Annotated in this window: 17 protein-coding genes and 2 pseudogenes; 6 read left to right on the forward strand and 13 right to left on the reverse strand. The window is 40.7% G+C overall.

Annotated features, from left to right (window positions below):
* Positions 1–102: 102 nt before the first annotated feature.
* The 4 genes and pseudogenes from MA_RS11335 to MA_RS11345 all read right to left on the reverse strand — a co-directional run.
* Positions 103–1164 (reverse strand): heparan-alpha-glucosaminide N-acetyltransferase domain-containing protein, encoded by a 1062-nt coding sequence (locus tag MA_RS11335; protein ID WP_011022169.1) that lies wholly within the window; start codon positions 1162–1164, stop codon positions 103–105.
* Positions 1165–1281: 117 nt separating this feature from the next.
* The gene (rfbB, locus tag MA_RS11340; RefSeq protein ID WP_048065329.1) at positions 1282–2238 is read right to left on the reverse strand and encodes a dTDP-glucose 4,6-dehydratase; all 957 of its coding nucleotides are present in this window, start codon (positions 2236–2238) and stop codon (positions 1282–1284) included.
* A 139-nt stretch (positions 2239–2377) separates the two neighbouring features.
* Complete coding sequence (locus MA_RS28590; RefSeq protein ID WP_226990830.1) at positions 2378–2551, reverse strand: dTDP-4-dehydrorhamnose 3,5-epimerase family protein; 174 nt, start codon at positions 2549–2551, stop codon at positions 2378–2380.
* 410 nt (positions 2552–2961) lie between these two features.
* Positions 2962–3231: pseudogene (locus MA_RS11345) on the reverse strand (IS481 family transposase); the annotation flags it as partial.
* Between the two features lie 173 nt (positions 3232–3404).
* Here MA_RS11345 and MA_RS11350 point away from each other — a divergent pair.
* Entirely contained in the window at positions 3405–5066 is a 1662-nt protein-coding gene (locus MA_RS11350; protein WP_011021311.1) for an IS1634-like element ISMac10 family transposase, read from the forward strand.
* A 93-nt stretch (positions 5067–5159) separates the two neighbouring features.
* Here the strand turns inward: MA_RS11350 and MA_RS11355 are convergent.
* Positions 5160–5810 (reverse strand): annotated as a pseudogene (locus MA_RS11355) (IS481-like element ISMac4 family transposase); the annotation flags it as partial.
* Between the two features lie 187 nt (positions 5811–5997).
* Here MA_RS11355 and MA_RS11360 point away from each other — a divergent pair.
* A complete protein-coding gene (locus MA_RS11360; protein WP_011022173.1) occupies positions 5998–6267 on the forward strand; it encodes a uroporphyrinogen decarboxylase family protein in 270 nt (89 codons plus the stop codon).
* 157 nt (positions 6268–6424) lie between these two features.
* Here the strand turns inward: MA_RS11360 and MA_RS11365 are convergent, their stop codons facing one another.
* Positions 6425–7021 (reverse strand): flavodoxin family protein, encoded by a 597-nt coding sequence (locus MA_RS11365; protein ID WP_011022174.1) that lies wholly within the window; start codon positions 7019–7021, stop codon positions 6425–6427.
* A gap of 628 nt (positions 7022–7649) precedes the next feature.
* Here MA_RS11365 and MA_RS11375 point away from each other — a divergent pair.
* From MA_RS11375 to MA_RS24570, 3 genes are all read left to right on the forward strand, one after another.
* Positions 7650–8492 (forward strand): tetratricopeptide repeat protein, encoded by an 843-nt coding sequence (locus MA_RS11375; protein ID WP_011022176.1) that lies wholly within the window; start codon positions 7650–7652, stop codon positions 8490–8492.
* A 344-nt stretch (positions 8493–8836) separates the two neighbouring features.
* Positions 8837–9655 carry a hypothetical protein gene (locus MA_RS11380; protein ID WP_011022177.1) on the forward strand — a complete coding sequence of 273 codons (819 nt, stop codon included), beginning with the start codon at positions 8837–8839 and terminating at the stop codon, positions 9653–9655.
* A 169-nt stretch (positions 9656–9824) separates the two neighbouring features.
* Positions 9825–10193, forward strand: coding sequence for a metal-dependent hydrolase (locus tag MA_RS24570; protein ID WP_052279154.1), 369 nt, complete (start codon positions 9825–9827; stop codon positions 10191–10193).
* Positions 10194–10765: 572 nt separating this feature from the next.
* Here MA_RS24570 and MA_RS11390 read toward each other — a convergent pair.
* A complete protein-coding gene (locus tag MA_RS11390) occupies positions 10766–11224 on the reverse strand; it encodes a pyridoxamine 5'-phosphate oxidase family protein (protein ID WP_011022180.1) in 459 nt (152 codons plus the stop codon).
* 572 nt (positions 11225–11796) lie between these two features.
* Here MA_RS11390 and MA_RS11395 point away from each other — a divergent pair.
* On the forward strand, positions 11797–12501 hold the full coding sequence (locus tag MA_RS11395; protein ID WP_011022181.1) for a C39 family peptidase: 705 nt from the start codon (positions 11797–11799) through the stop codon (positions 12499–12501).
* Between the two features lie 541 nt (positions 12502–13042).
* On the opposite strand, the gene MA_RS11400 is transcribed toward MA_RS11395, so the two are convergent.
* From MA_RS11400 to MA_RS11425, 6 genes are all read right to left on the reverse strand, one after another.
* Positions 13043–14509 (reverse strand): vWA domain-containing protein, encoded by a 1467-nt coding sequence (locus MA_RS11400; protein WP_011022182.1) that lies wholly within the window; start codon positions 14507–14509, stop codon positions 13043–13045.
* Between the two features lie 215 nt (positions 14510–14724).
* Complete coding sequence (locus tag MA_RS11405; RefSeq protein ID WP_011022183.1) at positions 14725–16272, reverse strand: AAA family ATPase; 1548 nt, start codon at positions 16270–16272, stop codon at positions 14725–14727.
* A 341-nt stretch (positions 16273–16613) separates the two neighbouring features.
* Positions 16614–17387 (reverse strand): IS21-like element ISMac9 family helper ATPase IstB, encoded by a 774-nt coding sequence (gene istB / locus MA_RS11410; RefSeq protein WP_011022070.1) that lies wholly within the window; start codon positions 17385–17387, stop codon positions 16614–16616.
* Entirely contained in the window at positions 17384–18628 is a 1245-nt protein-coding gene (gene istA, locus MA_RS11415; RefSeq protein WP_011022184.1) for an IS21-like element ISMac9 family transposase, read from the reverse strand. Before istA ends, istB begins: the two co-directional genes overlap by 4 nt.
* A gap of 266 nt (positions 18629–18894) precedes the next feature.
* Entirely contained in the window at positions 18895–20406 is a 1512-nt protein-coding gene (locus tag MA_RS11420) for a CotH kinase family protein (RefSeq protein WP_157860185.1), read from the reverse strand.
* Between the two features lie 109 nt (positions 20407–20515).
* A complete protein-coding gene (locus MA_RS11425) occupies positions 20516–21214 on the reverse strand; it encodes a DUF4956 domain-containing protein (protein WP_048065331.1) in 699 nt (232 codons plus the stop codon).

Here is a 21214-nt window from a genome sequence, read left to right on the forward strand (position 1 = left end):
TTTAGGTTTCATATTATTATGTGAACGTTGAGAGTTAATGGAAAGAATATGGATCCCTCTTATTATTTTTGATGTTCAGTCTTGTTGATAAGGCCAATATTCTCATAAATAAACTTTGGATAATTTTAACATCTTGTCGGTTCCTTTTCTAATAAGCCACTCAAATCCAAATGCATAATTATAATCCCTCCAGCTTTTTTCAATTTGAACCAGGGCCACAGCTACTATTATGAAATTAATTAAATTTGATATCGCAGATGGGTAATAATTAAAGAAATTGGTGCAGGATTTTTGTATTGTGAGTATTATCAGTAAATGTATGTAATACGCAGTAAAACATATTCCTCCTAATTTTTCTAACGGGTTCATCAAACTGAAGTATATGTGTTTATTATCCACATATCTTATCAGTAACGAAAATATGAACAAATCAATACTGGATAATAACAAAAACATTGGAAATTGATTTCTCGTCGATGATGTAAAATCTTTTGTGAATGTCTCAAAGATTAGTAAACTTATGATTAAAATTACGATTGAAAAACTCAACAAAGTTGTGTCATCTTTTAGATGCTTATTTTGATATAATTCATAAGCAACACGTCCAAACAAAAAATATCCAATCCAGGGAAATAATGGAAATGGACCGGTCATCAAAAAGTAAAGAGTTTCTTGAAAGAAATTTGTGATAATATAAGTTATAATAAACGTTGAAATTGTAATAAGAATTTTTGATTTCAAATTATTAGGTACAAATAACCCAAAAACATATCCTACTCCAATAATTTGGAATACTCCCCAATGGAAAATATCTATCTTATATCCATTTCCTGTTAAAAAAGACGAATAAAAAATGAAAAAAAGACCTACAATTATGTATGGTATTAATGGGATCGTATAAACGAAAAAACCTCTAAATAATGATTCCAAAAAGAGATATTTTTTTACTTCAGTTTTTATCCTTGATGACAAAAATAAATCATAACTTAAGCCTGAAACAATCAAAAAAAATGGAGCAGCCATAGTTCTTGACCAGTTTGATACCCAACCCACAGATTGAGATATATGGGCTTCAATCATTAATAGTAATGCAAGTCCTCTACAAATATCTACAGCATGCAATCTTTTGTTTGATTTGTTTGAATTGCGCGTATCTAAAACCATTTATTTAATTCCGTGCTATTTACTATTTTTTGCCTCAGATATCCTTAAAGTCATATTTTTCTTGATGTTTATTCTTCATGGTCAAGTCAGCATTTCCTATATAATCTCGGGTGATTATCAGCGTTTTAATGGTTCCCACCACCATTTGTTTTCAACGTACCAGCTGTCTGTCTGTTCCAGAGCAGTATCAAAATCATATTGGGGTTTCCAGCCCATTTTTTCCAGTTTGCCGCCGTCAAGAGAGTAGCGGAAATCGTGGCCTTTTCGGTCTTCAACGTACTCGATTGAAGATTCGTCTTTGCCAAGCATTTTAAGAAGGCGATGAGTGATTTCAAGGTTTGTGAGTTCGTTTCCACCGTCTATGTTGTAGATTTCTCCACTTTTTCCGTTGTGGAGAATAAAATCAACCGCAGAACAGTGGTCTTCTACATAGATCCAGTCTCGTATGTTCAGGCCTGTGCCGTAAACAGGAACTTTCTTTCCTTCCATTAACCTGCTGATGAAAAAAGGAATCAATTTTTCAGGGTATTGGTATGGGCCGAAGTTGTTTGTACATCGAGTTATACATACGGGAAGGCCGTATGTAGTGTGGTATGACTTTGCAAGGAGGTCGGAACTTGCTTTGCTTGAAGAATAGGGGCTTGAAGGGTTCAGATTATCCATTTCGGTGAAGGAACCTTCCATGGCACTTCCGTATACCTCATCGGTAGAAACATGAATGAATTTTTTGATCTTATTTGCAAGGGCGCTCTGGAGGAGGGTGTTTGTGCCGAGAACGTTTGTCCTGACAAATACTGAGCCGTCTTCAATTGAACGGTCAACGTGGCTTTCGGCTGCGAAATGAACAACCTGATCTACTTTCGTCATCACCTCATTGACAGAGGCGGGGTCGCATATGTCGCCTTTGACAAAAAAATAGTTAGGTTTGTTTTCAATATCTCTGAGGTTTGCGAAATTTTCTGCATAGGTCAGTTTATCAAGGTTTACAATTTGGTAGTCCGGGTATTTTTTCAGCATATAACGGATAAAGTTGCTGCCTATGAATCCGCAACCGCCTGTTACCAGCATTTTCAATTCAGTCACCTTTTTGCGGGGGGTATAGATACTTTTCAGGAGTATGCATTTAAGGAGATCAGAAATTCATTCTGGCATTTTTCAGTTCAGGGAGAAGTTTATCTTTCTCTGAAAGTTTTGCGTCTTTTTTAGAGATTTTTCAGTCAATATTCAGGGTAGGGTCTTTATAGATGATCCCAGCTTCGGCTTCAGAGTGATAGTACTCGTCGCACTTGTAAGTGAAAAATTCTACTTTTTTTGAATCATCTTTCTTAGTTATTCTTACTCTTTGGTCTTTCCTGTAATCCTTGATCTTGCTTTTCTTCTTAATCATTTTTTTAATTATTAATCCTATTTCCTCGAAACTTTGTAAAATATTTTTACACCTTCATTGCATAAATAACTATCTCAAATAATTTTGTCACTTCTATGGATTTTTAGAATTCTTATACGTATCAATATTTTGAGAGAAACTAAAGAATCATTTTGGGGGAAATGTTTGGAATCCTGATGTAAGGATACTTTACGACATGAGGTCGGTAATAGTGGACCGGGAGTAGCTTTAACGGCTGAAGACTTTGAGTTTTATTATATTTACAGAGACCTTGCACGTAATGAAGAGTAGCTCGGGATTATTCGAGATTTCGGGCTGAGGTCTGATATTACTGTCATTCCTCCGGCAAGATTTGGTGTTTTGTCCTGAAATAATTTCGCTTTGAAACTTTTTTCCTCTTGTCCATGTTTTCACCACCCAAACAATCTCACTCCTATTCTGAACTTTGCCTCAACTGGTAATCTATTCCAGAATGCTTCCTGTGGCGATTCTAACTGTTCAAGTTTCAAAGCTCCATGAGGCCTCTTGTTATACCACTGTACGAATTCTTCAAATGATTCAAACTCTCCTCTAAACCTTTGATATGTATCGAACCATTTCTCTATTTTTCCGTTTGTCTGAGGATGTCTTACCCTTGCAAGTATTGGTTTGATTCCAAGTTCTTCAATGCATCTTTTAAACTTTAGTTTCAAAGAAACGCGATTTTAACCTCAATTTTCTCTAAAAAACAATATCAGCTGACCTTTTGCAAATTCTTTATTTGTAGATCCTAAATATTAAATTCACTTTAAAAAGTCTATTAATATTGTTTATTTCAAAAAGTTATTTATATAAGTAGATCATAATTAATATTATGGTATTTTTAAGAAAGAAACTCGTCAACGGGAAACCTTACTGGTACATAGTAGAATCTGCCAGAGTTGATGGAAAGGTAAAAACCATTTTTCAGGTTTATCTGGGTAGCGCAGAAAAAATACTTGAGATGAAAAGGCAATGTGAATCATTGCCCTATGATAAACTTAGATCCTTTGATTACGGCAAGCTTGCCGCACTCCTTCATGTGAATGAAGAACTTGGATTCACTGACATAGTTAACAAGCATACTGACAAAAAATTAATAGATGGATTGAGTGTTGGAGAATACCTTTTACTTGACGTAATCGGAAAAAGTCACGGCGTTTTAAGTGAAAACGGGATTGAAGAATGGTTCAAAAAATCCCCTTTAGCTTTCATGTGGAAATTCCCGCACAAGTTAAATTGTCAGAATTTTCTGAACCAAATGAATTATGTTGACTTAGAGACGATGAAAAAGATCGAAGACGATCTTTGCAGAGTTCTTGTAGGAAAGGGATTTACTCCATCAATAATGTTTGTGGATGAATCAAACTGGTTTACATATGCTAACAATTATGATGACGAGAGCGAACTGCTTCATAAAGGATATAATAAAAAGCATAGGAAAGACAAAAATCAAATCTGTGTTTCGCTAGCTGTAAACGAGGACAACATACCTTTTATTCATGAAACATATTCTGGAAATGTTCATGACTCTGAAGAATTTTCAGGCATAGTAGATAAAATCATAAACAGACTGACTGAATTAAATATCTGTTCTGAAGATCTTGTTCTTGTTTTCGATAAGGGTAACAACTCAAAGGTCAACATTGAAAAGGTAACATCAAAAATGAATTTTGTAGGATCTGTAAAAGCAAATCAGGCCGAGAAGCTTCTCGATGTTCCACTTTCCAAATATGAGTGTTTATACAAGAATTCGAAAGGTAACAAAATTTTTGGATACAGGACAAAACACCAGTTTTATGGAACAGAATATACAACCGTAATAACCTACAACGAGGGAACTTACAAGCTTCAAAAGAGCACTTATGAAACAAACAAATCAAGAATAATTGATAGTTTGGAGGATCTTCGGAGAAGATTAGAAAGCAGTAAAGGAAAAGAAAGAAACAGGAGCAGCGTAGAACGTGAGGTTGCAGGAATTATTCTGAAAAAATACAGTAGCGTTATAAAATATGAAATAATTGATGCTCTGGAAGGGAAGAAAAAACCTCAGTTAAAGTTCTGGATTGATGAAGATAACGAAAAAAAGTGCGAAAAGACGTTTGGGAAGAACATCCTATTTACGGACAAGCATAAATGGCAAACTAAAAAGATAGTGAAAACATATAACAGTAAGAATCTTGTTGAAGATGATTTTAAACTGTTGAATGATCACTTGCTTGTTCCTGTAGGACCAGTATATCATCACAAGGATGAAAACATTAGAGTTCATGTGTTTTTGGCTATGGTTGGCCTACTTTTCTACAGATACCTGGCATGGGAGACCAAAATGTACGGTTTCTCTATGAAAAAGCTCATTGAAAAACTGTCTGAGATCAAGATTGCGGTAGTTCAGGAAAAAGAGTCCAAAAAAAGCAAAATTATTGTGGAAGAAATGGACACAAAACAAGCATCGTTATTTTCTTTTCTGAACATGGAAAAATACCTGCCATTTTAACAAAATCGTTAGTGGCAGGATTATTCTTTCGTTAGGCATACACAAACAAAGCCAGAGGATAACGGAAAATCACTCATCTTTGAAAGGTGAGTTAAAGTCACTATCCCATGAACCATCCTTATTAATCCTGTGAGCCCCGAATTCACTTCCATGATCCATAATGAGCTCTCTTAAAGGGTATATGTCCCAGTACTCTTTGACAAGTTCATCAATCACTTTAATGGTGTTCTCCGTGTTGCAATGAACGTACTCTCCACCTGCAATTATCATTCTTGATGAATCATCAAGAATGGCACAGACTTGCAGTCCTAACAGGGGATTCTCATGCCAATCGATGTGTGCAGCAGACATGCTGTGTTCGCGTTCGTATCTACACCATTTTCTTCTCTGTTTCTTTTTTCGGTTTTCCTTGGCAAGGTCCATGCTAAGTAGATAGTTATGGATTCTGTTATGAGATATCTTACGATTATATTTGCCTTCGATGAGAATCTCAAGGTAACAGGCTCCAAACTTATAATCAGAGTAAGTTTGGTCAATCAATTCCTTATCAGAGGAGGATAAGGGGTTCTTTGGTCTTCCAAGATTAATGCCAACTTGAGGAAGCTGACCAGTTTCAACGTATTCTTTGTAGATCTGCTGAACTCGACGGGCTGAGATCCCCTGGATCTCAGCTATCGTCGAGGTAGATTCACCTTTCGATTTTTGAGCAATGATCCAACGTATCTTTTTTCCATTAAGTTTCACAAAAGATAAGGGATTACAACCGACATATTTAGCGCGAAATAATTTTGGGATAAAACATCCGGCAAGATTTGGAAAGGAATATTAAAGACTGCGAGCATTACCACCATAAGAAGTCGAAAGCTGATGTTTCTTATTCTGAGATTTATCAGGTTTTCGAGGGAAAAGCTGTTTATCCCCTGCAAAAGGCTTGTTTGAAGTTCAGTTTGAGGAAGGCGTAAAGGATTTGAAAAAAATAGTCGATACTGAACATGAATCTGGGGTTACGGTAATAGGCTGCGTGTCAACCCCTAGGACCCTTTTCAGGGGCAGCCCGGTAGACATGAAAAAAGAAGCTTTCACCTGCCTGGAAAGTGAGGTTGATGTACTTGCTCCCGGCTACGGGCTTGCTCCAGAAACCCTTCTGAAAAACCTGAAAGCCCTGGTGGAAGCAAGGAACGAGTTTTACGGGAGAAGGTGAATTTTGCGGAAGAAAATGAGTTTACGGAGAAGCAGTGAAAAATACCCAGAGAGTCAAAAATGAGATGCGGTTTCAGGGCAGGGTTTTTTTCGGTTTATTTCGGGCTGACCACACAAAAATCAAGCTTTTCTGGAAGATTTCCCCTGTTTATCAGGGCTCAATTAAGAGCCTCTGCCATTTTTTTACCCGCTTCAAACGTTTTTCTTAGAAGTTCTTCATCCCTTGAAACCGCTCCCCTATCGAAATACCCTGTTACCGGAAACTTTTCCACGATCTCATAGCTCAGGGCTTCAAGAGGCATCCCTAGCGCTCCGAGTGTAAAACCCATTTCTTCGATTTCCAGCTGCTTGCAGACCGAAAAAACAATCGCTTTTCTCCCCTGCCCGGCAAGTTTGCTCGAATAGCGCCTGGGGCGGACGTTCGTGAAATTGTAGTAAGGGTAGAGCCTGTCGATGAAGGCCTTCATCAGGGCAGTTACATTGTAGTTGTAGGTGGGAGAACCGAGGGTAAGCCCTTTTGCAGCTTCGATCTCGGGATAGAGCAGGTTCATTCCATCATGGAACATGGTGCAGGTTCCTGCTTTCCGGCATCCTTCGCAACCGATACAGGGCTCGATCGAATAATCCCTTAAAAGGACTTTTCCGGTTTTAGCTCCTGCCAATTCCGCCCCTTTCAAAAAGCTCTCAAGCAGCACGTCAGTATTCCCATTTTTCCGGGGGCTTCCGCTCACTCCTAGAATTTTAACCTCATTCATCTTATTACCCCTTTTGTATCGGGAATCAGGGGTTAAATAAGTTCGGGAAACGGGCTATATAGAAGTCCTCAACCAATTCAAGATATTTCGAAAATATAAAAATTAGAGATAAAGTCGGGAATTAAATGTAAAAATCGGGAATTAAATGTAAAGTCAAAATATTGATGTGAAGTGTTCGAATAAAAGTAAAAACTGACAATGGCAATTTATTCTGCAAGCTCTTTTTTTCAGCAATTTCGGAAAAGGCCGCCCGCTTTGCGGACGGTGAGGCCCCCCTGTTATCTATACGAGGAAGAAACTACCAGATTTGAATCAGTATCAAACCCTTTCACAAAAACCGGGGCCGTTTCAAACAATATTTCAAGCAATATGGCAGGATTCCTCCTTAGCCTGAAAATGAGCTCCATATTTTGTAGAATCAGGGCTGGAAATTAAAGTCAGGACCAATGAACCATATTAAATCTCAGAACATTATATATTATAAAACTCCAGATTTTTTATCTGGATAATTAACAGGTTTACTAAACTGGTTTTGATTCCGGTAATACCGTTAATTCCGGCAATATTGCAATACCGACAATTCCGGTAACACCGGCAATATCTATATTCGTGGATATGAGGCAAAAAAATGGCAAAAATGGCAAAAACACTCAAAACCCTTGAAAAAGCCGCAGAGGGGAGTACCGGTAAAGGCAAGGTCTTTTTCGATATGGGTAAATATGAAGAAGCCCTGCAGGCTTACGGGGAAGCCGCCGAGACTCGGAAAAAAATGGCAGACCTCCTTTTAGAAAATGGGAAAGAGGAGAGTGGAAACATCTTCCTGGAAAAGGTCTTCGAAGCAGAGTCCCGTTGCGGGATGGCTCTTTTCAAGCTTGGAAAATACGAAGAAGCCCTGGAAGTCATTGACAAAGCCCTGGAACTGAAACCCGAAAGCCCCACAGAGTGGTCCAACCGGGGTTTTGTGCTTTCGTCAATGGGCAGAAATGGAGAGGCACTCGAAGCCTTTGATAAAGCCCTTTCCCTGGACCCCGAATCCCCCAAAATCGTGACCAACAAAGGGGTTGTCTATTTCAGGATGGGGCTCCCGGAAAAAGCCTTGGAAACCTTTGACAAAGCCCTGGCGACCGAACCCAAAAAGGTTTCGGACTGGGCATGCAAACTTCCCAGATTCAGCTTCTTTTCCCGAAACAAAGCTCCCATAATGAGACCTGACAATGCTGAGACCTGGTACTGGAAAGGCAACGTTTTCCTTGAGCTTGGAGAAAAAGAAAAAGCCCTTGAAGCCTATAAAATGGCTCTTGAAAGCGACCCTGACCACCTGAACTCCCTCCTGTGCGGAGGAGCCCTGCTCTGTGAATTTTCAGAATACAAAGGGGCTTTCAAGTGCTATGTGCGAGCCCTTAAACTAAGCCCTGGAATCGAAGCTGCAAAACAGGGAAAAGAGCTCTGCGAAGAAAAGATTAACCAATGAATGTTTATCTGTGTATCTGCGGGTGCAAAAAAGATGTCCAGTACCGTTGACCGTTTCGGGACATCCTTAAATTGAATCTTCCAGTTTTCTCTCCTGCACCGCACGGGACTGTAACCAGCCACCAGCAATAAAAAAGGCAATGTATGAACCGGATCTCCAATCATGCGAGATCTAATCCACAAAATCTCCACCTGTTTACCTGATTGTCTGCCGAAATATGGAAAAATGAACGGAAGGAAAAAAGAAGGGATTTGTAAAGTTTATAGTTGCTTATAGTTGCAAGGCTGTTTAGATACAAAAGGTTAAAAGACTTTTAAGCCTAAGTTTGTTTTCAGAGGTTAAAAATGGAAGATACACTTCTCACTATTTTTCGGTTGAGCCTGTTCGAAACCCTCTGCGTTACAGGCTCTCTGATCCTTACAGGCATGATCCTCGGGGTGCTTGAGCACCGGGCTAATTTTTATGTCCAGAGCGTCTTCGGCATGAAAGGAATCATGGCTACAGCCTGGATAGGCACCTCGGTCCATGAAGCCGGCCACCTACTCATGTGTTATCTCTTCAAGCACAAAGTGAGAGAATTCAAGCTCTTTACCCTGAGGCCCCGGGACGGAGTCCTTGGCTACGTCAACCACAGCTGGAACCAGAAAAGCCTCTACCAGAACATAGGGAACTTCTTCATAGGCATGGGCCCCATATTCAGCGGAACGCTTTCCCTGATCCTTGGGATGTCCCTCTTCCTGCCTGATTCTTTTTCCACCTTTTTAAACTATCTGGCCCTTGATGCCGGCCAGCCTGACCCACAGACACTGGTAAGTATTTTTGCACTAACAGCCCAGCTTTTTAAGAGCCTTTTTTCGGCAGAAAATCTGACTTCAGCTGGTTTCTGGGTCTATTTGGCCCTTGCAATCGCTATCTCCTCTCACATAGCCCTGAGCAAAGAAGACCTCAAAGGAGCAGCAAGGGGCCTGTTTACAATTTTCTTTTTTATTTTACTGGTCAATGCATTTGCCCTGCTTCTCAATGCCGATTTTACTGGCTTTTTTTCCGGGATTCTTACCTTAAACGTTTACATGCTGGCGTTTTCAATGGTTTCGGTTGTGTTTTCTTCAATCAGGCTGGTTTTAAGTGGTTTTGCTTATGCGCTTGTGTCCAGAATCAGGTGATGTGCAGCAACTTTTCCTCTAATGATCCTTCGAATCTCTCATGTTCAATGTAAAACTGATAAAATGCAAAATTATAGTCCAATTATACCAGAAAATAGAAATATGAAAGAAAATAAAAGAGAAAGTGTAAATAAAAAGAAGATTTTCCCGGACAGCAAGGGGAGATATTGTGACAGGCCGAAAAACGCACATAACAGCAGGAGTTTTAATCTCCTTTATCCTGATCTGGTATCTGGTTCAAAAAGGACTTGTTCTTAGCCCGATGATTCTTCCGATAGCTTTAGCTTCCTCAGCCCTTGGAGCCGTGCTTCCTGACCTGATCGAGCCTCCCAGAAACCGGCGCCATCGAAAGTTTTTCCATTCGCTGCTTTTCTTTGCACTTTTGCTTCTGTATCTTAATCGGACCTATTTAAGTCTGTTAACCGCAGGTCCGGCAGATGAAGTTACTATTGGACTCTTTTTTGCAGGAGCTGGGTATGCTTCTCATCTGGCGCTTGATGCGTTTACGCCTGCTGGGCTACCGGTCGTGGGGTTATAAGTGATTTTGATTTTTTTGACCCTGACAACCATATTCGCTATATTGTGTCGTTCTTTTTCCGCTCGACGAAGGAGAGCGGTCGTCTCAAAAAATTGAAAAAACAAAAATAAGAGTTAAAATAGCCAAATTCCCTGCAGGATGTAAATCTATCAGGATGTAAATAGGACTTAAACTTTCTAAAAAATACTTATTTTCAAGTTTCTTCTTTAGTCTTAATTTTCTTTTTGCGTTTTGGGCAGGGCCGCCAGACAAGCTGGCGGAGGCTCTTATATCTCTCTGAATTACAAAACTATTTCCGGATTTAATATACCGCTAATCAAATTCAGCTACCTATGATGACTCAAAAATCTTGGAAATTTTCTCCAATAAGGCAACAGGAAGATTACTGTTAAGCTTCAATCTCTCCAATAATTAACAGTAAACTATAATCTTGGTTTTATTGTTAAATTTTAGCCTTTACAGTACTTTACAGTAAATTCAATAACATGAGACCCACTGTTAAATTTCCACGTTTACAGTACTTTACAGTAAACTCCTCATTGAAGGCTTTAACAATTTAAGAGAAAAGCAGATTAAAAACCACTTTCTTTCCCGGTCATCTTCTCAATCTCAATCCTGATCACGCACAGCCTGTTAACCTTCCACTCCTCAAACTCAAACGGCCCCTTTTTTCCGTAATGCTCGGAAAGCACGGTAAGCCCATCGACCTTTTCATTGTAAGCTTCCAGAAACTTTGCCTGCCCGAACCCGATAACACTTCTGTAGCGGACGTTATAATTGCAGGGGTCGTCAGCGATGATAAGTTCGGTTTCGGCGGCGGCTTCGAAACAGATCCTGGGGTTCTTTTTAAGGATCTCGATTTTCCTGCCTTTCTGGGAGCTGTGGAGATAAATAGCATTTTTCTTATAGCCGAAGGACATGGGGACGATGTACGGGTTTTCGGCGTCGGAAAGGGCGAGGCGGAGGAATCTGGCGGTTGAAAGGATGGATTCGATTTGCTGAGGGTCCTGGATCAGTTTCTTGCTTCCCATTTTTTTCACCTGAAAGAAATAGTTCGTGAATAATTCTATAAAATTTACTAAACTGATAACTCTTCATTTTTATTTAAAACATTACATGTAAAACAATGTCAGATTAGATGAAACTGTATCCTCTTCAAATTTCAGTGACAAAGAAATGCGCAGGAAACTGGATTATGTTTTCTCGCTTAATGGATATAAAACTACTAAGAACGTGTTTTAAAATTCAACTGAGAGTGTCTTAAAATTCAACTTGATCTCACAACGGGATTTAAAAGGATGAGATTTTTGTTTCTTTACAGGTTTCATAGTTTTTTATTACCTTATACATTCAATCAGCTACTTTGTTTCGAAATCTTGTTTCTCATAATTATAATATTATAGTATTATATTTAAATAAATATTAAACACGATATTATTGACCAAATATTAAATATGTCAACAAATAACTCGAGCCAATTTTTACACTGTACTCAAACACCAAGAAAGCAGTTTCATCGATTTTTAATTGAAGAGGCCTGCTTTAAACTCTTTAGCAAAAACCTGGTCTCTTCTCCTAATTTAAATTTTGTGGGGATACGTCTATGAAAATAGATACTGAGAGTTTGAATATAAGAAAAGCAGCATTTTTTCTAAGCGTTGCTGGTTTGGCAATATTAATCGCTATAGGAATACCTGCAGGCGCCAGTGAGATCAAAGTTAAATGTGTAGTTCCTGAGAATGGCACAACTATGTTGTTACAGGTGCCTGATGTGCGCCAATCCACCAACTACTCGTGTGGAGCTTCATGCTTTCAGGCTGTAGTAAGCTACTGGGGCGGTAAAGATATGGGAGAAGGCCAGTTTATTGAGCTCGTCAATACTACTCTCGGAGAGACTGACCGCAAGGGCACCACCCCCAGCGGCATCGTAGAAGGGGCAGAAAAAATGGGGCTTAGAGCCGAGATTAGGGAGAACCTGACACTGGACGATTTGAGAGACTCCATTAATAAGGGCATTCCAGTAATAGTTAGACTTCAGGCCTGGAAGAATGAGGATCAAACCTGGGAAATGAATGCGAGCAGTCACTACATGGTAGTCATAGGCATAGACAGCAAAAATGTGTACTTTGAAGACCCATGGATACTTGGCAGCAGAGGGTATATTCCACATGATGAGTTCGTAGAACGCTGGCACACTTTCAGTTATGCATCTCCTACAGCTGATAAAAAAACAAATATGATTCATATGGGAATCTTTATCAGTGGAGACAAGCCTGCACAAAATCCTGGTTTCATACATGTGGACTAATCCAGGTACCAATATGCTTGAATATTTCCAGAATCGAGAAATCCAAGAGCATGTCTTAAAATTAAATATGATTCCGGGTCCTTACATAAAATCGACTTCACTGTCTTAAGAACCATGTTCTGGAACCGCAGGGGAAACCGAAGAAACCGAAAGTAGAGTTTCGATCCCGTAGATTTAGGAAATCCGGGCAACGGAACTCTAAGCTTTCCGAATCTTAAATGACCTTTCTTCGTTTCATTTTATCTCACAAACAAAACGTTCTCATATAAAATGAAACGTTTTTTATAGGTTACAACCCTTAAAATCTCAGTGGAGCAGTAAAATGGACATAAAAAAAATTATCTGTGCAGCTATATCCCTTCTCATTTCTTTATTGATTTTGATCATTATTTTTAAGTATACTCCAAACCCGTTCACGTAAAAAGGCAGGTATACTTCTTCGCGTTTTCTATTTTTATATTAATTAGCCGTAAGAGAAAATCACTGCATTTTTACTCGGCTTCCCTTGTCTCACATTTCATCGTTCTCAGTTTCCCTGGCCTCACGTTTTGTTAGTCTCAGCTTTCCTTGTCTCACATTTTATCAGTTTTACCCTCCCGCCCGAGCCCTCATTGTCCTGTTCCATCTCCACTGTATACGTGTAATCCGATATTTCCGCAAGCCCGCCGGCTCCGCTGCCTCCTACTATCAGCGAGTAGACCTTTGCGTTATACTTCTTTTTTGCCTCTTCCCAGCGGGCAAGGACGAGCTCATCAGAGATTTCGGACTTCCCGTCGGTAATAAAAAGCAGATCTGCTCCCTGGAAGTCCTTTTCTTTCAGGGACCTGAGGCCTGAAGCAAGCGCTGTATTGAAGTCCGTCCCGCCGCCGAAGGTATAGAGCAGGAAGTTCAGGAACCTCTCTGACATCTTTTTCCTGCTGCTGAGTTCGATTTCCAGGTGCTGGCTTGTGGAGGCAAAAAGAATGACCTTCATGTCTCGCTGCTGGGCAAGCATAAGCTTTGCCATGGCAAGCACGGCAGACTTGGCAAGCGTTTGCGGGGTCCCGTGCATGGAACCCGAGGTATCGACGAGAGTGATCATGGGCCCTCGCGGTTTTATTCTGGGAGGACCTGTATAGTGCTTTCCGAGCAGCTGGTAGCTCAGGAGTTTTCCTTCAAGCATATCAGCATAGAACTTCCGCTTCAGAGCCGGGTTGAGGAGCTTTGCGGCTTCCATGGGCAGGAGGTTGTTTATCGAGTCCGAAAAGCGCACGGTCTGAATCCTGTTTTTCCCAAAAGGCGAATAGCGTATGCGGTCGGATGGGGGGTCAAACTCCCTCCTGCCTATAAAGTTCACGATTCTTCTCAGGTCAGGGTTTTTTTCAAAAAAAGCCGAGTAATTTTTCAGCATCTTAAGCTGGACATAAAATGGCTCTTTTTTAAGCTCCTTTACGGAATAACTCCAGCTCCTTCCAGGGAAAAGAAGGGCGAGGGTATCGAAAAGGTCAAGGTTTTCTTCCATTTCGGAGATGAACTCCTGCATTCTGGAGTAGAGCCCTTCCAGCATCCCGTCAAGAAAATCCTGGCACCCATCCTTCTGCATGAAATTGAGGACGGCTTCGTAAATGTCGGACTTTCCGGAAACTTGGGCAGAAGACTGAACATTCCGGGCTACCAGATCCTCGGGATTCCCGCCTGCCCAGAGGAGGAGGGTTTGTTTAAGGATTTTTTCAAACTCCCTGAGGATGGCTCCAGTTTCGGCATCAAGCCTCATGAACAATTCTTTTTCCGAACCGCTATTCTTAGCTCCTGAAAAGCGTTCCATAAGGTCGTAGATCAGAGGCAGAAGCAGCTTCAGACATGCAACTCCTGCTCCTCGACTCCTTTTTGTAATCTTTTGAAGCCCTGGCCACGGCCCTGAGTTTCTCAGGGCAAGAAAGATAGGGTAAAATGCCCCGAAAAGCTCTATGAACCTTTCAGCATCTTTTATCTCATACGGTTGCTCAAAGAGGATTTCAAGGGCAATCACTTCGGCTATCTTCTCGCGCAGAGGGCGGGGAATCGTGCGGGGGTAAGCAATGGTGCTTCTCAGTTCACCTTCCAGCAGGGAAGCTGCCTGTCTCTGAACAGAAAGAGCTTCGTGCCAGAGCCTGTTTCTGGAAAAAAAAGAGTATGACTCAGAAGAGGCTCTATCAGGACTGCTCAGAAAACCGGTTGAATCTTCCGTACCAACACCTCATTTTCTCATCTGAGCTTGAATCTGGACCCGAGCCCTTTCATAAAACCACTGGAATTGCTGCCTGAATCCGGTACCTGGACTTTTGCTTCAATTTTTGATGCATGGGGGTCGGAAGTATCTGAATATCCTGGTTTTGCAGGCCTGAGCTCTCCAGACCTGAATTCTTTGTGCTGCAAGCCCAGCAGGGTTTTGATTTCGCCGATCAGGGTTTCTGTTCCGGAAAGCTGTGTGCTTCCTGCGTCGTGCAGGAGCAGGGCTTCGTTTCTGTCAGGGGTTGAAAGCCAGATGTTTGAATCCATAAGATTTCTGAGCAGTTCCTTTTCTTCCTCAAGCCGCTGTTTTACTCGATTTACTCTTCCAGCCAGGGTTTCGAATTCTTTTTCAAAAACCGCTCTCTGACTTTGAGACAGGGTATTTTTCTTCCCTGAACGTTCATGGAGAGAATCAATTTCCCTTACCAGGTTCTCATAAGGATAGATCCTCGAATTTCCTTCCTGCTTCAGAGTATAGCTGTGGTTCGGGCAGGCAGTATGGTGCAGCTCCAGTTTATCTCTAAGCTGGAATTCTTCCCCGCAACTGTCGCAGATGATTCCAACGGGAAGCTCGTTTTTCAGGGCGATACTGAGTGCCGTTTTCAGGTCTTCCGCATCAAGGCGGAGTTTTTCGGTGTTTGTCCCGCCGGATACTACGAGTTTGAAAACTGTTTTTCGGATGGTTTCCCGCTCTTCGGGCAAGTTCCAGAGCATGTGCTGGAGCAAAAGGATCATTGTCCTGTCAACAGCCGGACAGCCGCTGCTGCAGGCTGCAACCTTCAGGACCTGAACAATTCTTTTCCAGCGCCGGTCCGAGATTTCTATTTCCTGCAGCTGGAGGTTTTTCCGGAGTTCCGTGATTATAACTTCAACATCAGGGTCAACAGGCAGGGAGTTTGAGCTTCTGCGAAGCTTTTCGATTTCTGAAACCTGAATGCTTGCAGCAGGCCTGAAGTCCTCAGGTGCTCTGAAAAGGAGATTTTTGAAGTTTTCATCATTCTGGATATAGGAGAGCCTGTACCTGAACAGGAAACGGTCATAAAGTGCTTCTAAACTTTCGTCTTCTTCCGGAAGCTCGTTCGAAGCCCCGAAGACCGAAAGCAGAGGGACATCGACTATCTCCCTCCCATTATGGTATTTTCTTTCGTTCAGTATGGTCAGGAGACTGTTGAGGATAGCACTGCTTGCCTTAAAAATCTCGTCCAGCAAAGCAATATGGGCCGTCGGGAGGCAGCCGTTGATGTTTCTCCTGAACTCGTCTTCTTCAAGGGCTTTTAAAGAAAGAGGCCCGAAGATCTCTTCGGGGGTTGAAAAGCTTGTTAAAAGGTAATTAAAAAAGTTCCCGCCTTCAATTGTCTGGCAAATGCTTCTGGCAAGCTGGGTCTTGGCTGTGCCGGGGGGGCCCAGAAAGAGCAGGTTTTCTCCTGAAAGGACAGCAAGGAGGGAGCCGTTTATTTCGGCTTCGCGTTCTTTGAAGTAGTCTGCAAATTCCGATTTGATTTCGAGGAGAGTTTCTTTCAGGTTCCAGCCTCCCGGTTTGTTATTTTATGAGATAATTCAGTAATGAAAGAGTTTAATGTATCTGGTTTCAGTTGGGGGATGGTTTTAGTTATGAAATGGTTCCATTGTGAGATAATTCCGGGATAAAAGAGTTTTTTGAAGACTGTTTTAGGTCTGTTTTCTAAGTCTTTGGCTTGATTCTATTTAAGACTTGCAATTATGTTTTGATCCGGTTTTTCAGAAATCCTTTTCGATGTAGTTTCAATTGTCAACAGCGGTTTAATTTTCCCCACATTGGTCGGTTTAAATTTCCCCATCTTTTGATATAAATTTTACTCAATTTTTCATAAACTTGTTAGAAATTACTGGTAGATATTTCCTGATTTTATACCATGTTTCTTCCTTTCTTTCAGCCTGTAACTTTCTCCTCTGATGTTAATTGTAGTACAGTGATGGAGAATTCTATCAAGTACAGCAGCCGCTATTACCTGGTCTTTGAATATCTCTCCCCATTCTCCATATGATTTATTTGACGTAAAGATGGTCGAACTCTTTTCATAACGTCTGGAAATCAACTGAAATAAACAGTGAGCTCCTTCCTCATCAAATGGGAGATAACCCATTTCATCAATGATCAGAACTTTAAATTTCATAAAGCCTTTGAGTTTCTTTTCAAGCATTCCTTCTCGATTTGCTATTTTCAACTTCTCGATAAGGTTTCCTGTATTGGTAAAGTAAACCGAAATCCCTGCTTTTGCTACTTCAATCCCAAGAGCGATTGCAAGATGAGACTTTCCAACTCCGGGAGGACCAAGGAAAACAACGTTTTCTACGTTATGAACAAATCTCAACGTTGCAAGGTCTTCTATGACTTTTTTATCAATAGATGACTGAAACTCAAAATCGAATTCATCAAGCGTCTTTTTCACAGGAAATGCTGCACTTTTCATCCTTCTCTCAATTGCAGCAGCTTCTCTGTGCTTCTTTTCCTGTTCAAACAGATAATCAAGTACTTCCATTGTTGTCTTGCTATCTCTTGCAGCAATTTCAAGATAGTTGTCCAGAACCTCTTCAATAGTATTCAGTTTGAGGTATTGCAGGTTACTGTGAAGTCTCTCATAGCTGAAATTGTTCATTCAAAATCACCGTCACTGAATGTTTCATAGATGTCAAGAGACCTCTTTTCAACTTCAGGACCTGAGAACTTCAACGGAATCTGTAATTCTTTCTTGCATTTTGAATTCTCTTTAAGAATCTCACTCAGGAGGCCCTGAAAATGTTCCTTTTTTCTGGAAACCCTACAATTACCTGAAAGAATTTCATGTTCACAAACCTTCTCATAATCAACATAGACCTCGAATATTCCTTCAAAAATCTGAAGCTCTGCAGTTCTTCCTGCAAACCTGTAAGGAACAGAATACTTATTTCCAAGGAACGAAATATAACAGTCTCTGGAGACCTTTCTGGTCTCCTTATGGACAACTTTGTAAGGAGGAACCTGATCCAGAGGGATCAGTTTCTCCTCCTTAAAACGTTCAAGGGGGATTTGATAGGTTGTTCCGTGGACAGTTGAATTTACCCTTTCCAACCAACTGTGAACTTGGGCGTTCAGGTCTTCGAGAGAGGTAAATCGTCTTCCAAGGAAGAAATCCCTCTTGACATAGCCTACCGTATTTTCAATTTTACCTTTTGTCTGAGGCCTGTAAGGCCTGCATAACCGTGGAATAAAACCAAAGCATTTGAAGAAATCCTCAAACTGTGAGTTCCATTCAGAATCTGATGATTTTAAGGCTCTTTTGATAACAACCTGTTTCATGTTATCATAGAGAATCTCCTGTGTAAATCCTCCAAAGTACTCAAAGGCGTTCAGATGACACTGGATAAGAGTGGAAGTGTCTATGCCCAGTGTAAATTCAACATATTTCATCCTGGAATATCCAAGAATCATGTTGAAGCAAAAGAGTTTCTTTATCTTTCCATCAACCTCAACTGTTCCCATCTCTGCCCAGTCAACCTGAGCCTGTACACCTGGTTTTGTTTCATAGCGGAATACAGCAGGGACTCCCTGCTGAGGTCGGACTTCTCTTACAAAGTCCTTGACGATGGTCATTCCTCCATCAAAACCCATTTCTTTGATTTCCCGATAGAGCCGAGCAGTAGTGTAGGAGCCTTCTTCAAGCTTTTTGAGTATATAAGGTTTATATGGATCAAGCTTGCTCTTTCTTCCGGGACGTTTCTGGGGTTCAGGTAAGGTTTTCAGCTGGAGATATTTCCTCACAGTTTTCCTGTCAAAACCGGTTTGTCTGGCGATTTCACTAATGCTCAAGTTTTGTGAACTTAAATCTCGAATCAAGAATAAATCCTCCTTTTTCAGCATGATTCACAATCCTCGAACTTTTCTCAAGGATTGAGAATTGGGGAATTTTAATCCGCCGAAAATGGGGAATTCTTAACCGCCGTTGACACAATAAGTTAAAAGATGTGTGAAAGAAAATCCAGACTAAAATATTTGTACTGTATACAATGAGTTTACCAGGGAACTTGAAGAGGTAAAAAGGGTTTTATTGAAAGATTGAAGCATTGAAAGATTGAAGCGTGAAAGATTGAAGCATGAAGGAGATGAAGGAAGGTAAAAGATTTTTGTTATTTAGCTACTTCTTCTTTTTCTTCTTCAATATAGTTTCTCATATCCTCGACTTCTTTGTCATAATCGTCCTGATTTAACAGGTTATGCACTGAGTTGTATTCCGTAAAAGTACTGGAGATCAAATCCAACTTTTCCAGGAGCAGGTCATTACCATAGATAGTATCTGCAATCTCCAGATATCTCTCTTCATACATTGCACTGAAATTCTCATTTGCGAAGAAGCGGGTTTTTAAGGTGTTTTCCCCATTCTGTGAATTTCCTCTTTCTCCTCTGTTAACCCCTCCCTGCTCAAAGTTTCCATTTAGCTCTCCCATCCCGGGAACATTCCCAAAGTTACTCATATTATTTTGGGGCATTCCAGGGCCTTCAAAACCGTCGGTAATATTGCCGAAGTTGTCCATATTATCCTGAGGCTTCCCGAAATTGCCCATATTTTCAGGTCCTGTAAAGTTTTCCATGTTTCCTGGAGCTGCCGGGGGTGTGAAATTGCCCATGTTTTCAAAATCAGGAGCTTGCTGCATTCCTTCGGGGCCGCTTCTCATTGTCCTGTTTTCCCCTCCTTCAATATTCTCAAATGCGCCTCCCCTTTGCATATTTCCCTGTCCCATCATTGCACCGAATGCAAGATTCATGTCCCACGCCAGAATTATGAATTTCTCGGTTTCAGGGTTGTAGTAGAAATAATAGTTGCTGTTCATTCCCGAAAATGAGTCCGAATTCTCAACCAGGTCATTTACTGCCATCATTGTGATCAGGGCATCAACGTCAAGCCAGTATGGTAGCTCTTCTTCAAACTCTTCATCGCTCGATTCGCTGACAAATTTTAAAAACGAGATCAGGGGTGCAAGGTCCTCTTCGTTAACCTGTGTTTTCTGCTCAAAATCGCTCATGTATTCTGTCTGGTCATCGCCTTTGTAAGTCAGGTCGACGAAGTTTCCGGCTTTGTATAATACTCCGTCGTAGTCATTAAAGTATTTCACCAGATAACTTTCATCAATCTGTTCACAGATTACATAATAAGCGGGATCCAGATCTGAAACCGTCACACTTGCATAGGAGCACTCCGGGACGACCGCTCCGCATATGCTGTGGGCATAAAGTGCAAGAGGCTCTTCAAGCAGGGAATCGCTGCTCCCTATACGGACTGCAAGTTCGGTAATTCCCCGATAATTCTGTCCGTCTACATATTTGTCGAATTTTATCAAAAAAGGAAGCTGCATACTGTCGATGTATGAGCTGCCTTTGAAGGCATGCTGTAAAGTCATCTGACCTTTCAGACGAACCCCTACGTCGTCAATAGTTACGCCATCAATAACGACATCAGTTTTAAAATATTCTTTCAGACCTGTCTCTTCGTAAGTTGCTATAAGGGATTCGTAATCTTTCCGATCCATATCAATCTGGACCTTGTGAATCATGCTGTCGTCAAAAATATCCACATTGTTTTCAATTGTAATCGTGTTGAGTTTTTCCTGATAATTTGCATCCGTGCTGTAAGGAATTATCATAGAATCTCCAAAAAAGCAGAGCAGAGAAAAAACGGATAAAATGAAGAGCAAGATTACCCAATAATATCTCCGAAGCCGCATATCCATTTTTTCTCAACTCCAACTAATTTCAGAGGTCCGTTGTGTTGTATCCTGTGATTAAGAACACTTTTTGATTTCCGTTCAGTTTTTTGATGGCTTCGATAAATTCATGTTTGTTTGCTTTTTTCTTTAAAATTACACTGTACACAAGCTCCGTGCCGGTATCTGAACGGACAGAATCTATTCCTATAAGGTCTGCTGATGAGGTGTATTTGACAAATACTTTGCCAAATAATTTCTCGAAGTCTACTTCTTTGTCAAGTTGAATTTTTAAGATCTGACTTATTGCAGGTCTTGAATACCAGTCAAATTCATACATGATGAAAATCAGGGTGCCGATTATTGCTGTTGCAATTATTGCAAGCAGGTAGAATCTTGTCCCTGTTGCCATTCCGATAGCCATTGCAAAGAAAATAAAACCTACGTCACGTGTTTCTTTAACCGCATTCCTGAAACGAATTATTGAGAGTGCACCTACCAGGGAAAATGCTCGTGCAATATTTGAGCCGACAATCAACATAATTATGTCAACGACCAGGCCCATCATTATAAGAGTATGAACATAACTTTGAGTGTAAGATGTTCCTCTATGTGTTCTTTTATAGAGCCATCCAATTGCTGATAGTAAGATAAAAGACAGGAGCAGACCCACCACAACATCCGTGATTGTGAATGTCCCGCTTAAATCTTCAAAAGCAAAAATGTCTTCAAGGGTTTCCAATGCCAT

It is taken from the genome of Methanosarcina acetivorans C2A (assembly GCF_000007345.1).
GTDB lineage: Archaea > Halobacteriota > Methanosarcinia > Methanosarcinales > Methanosarcinaceae > Methanosarcina > Methanosarcina acetivorans.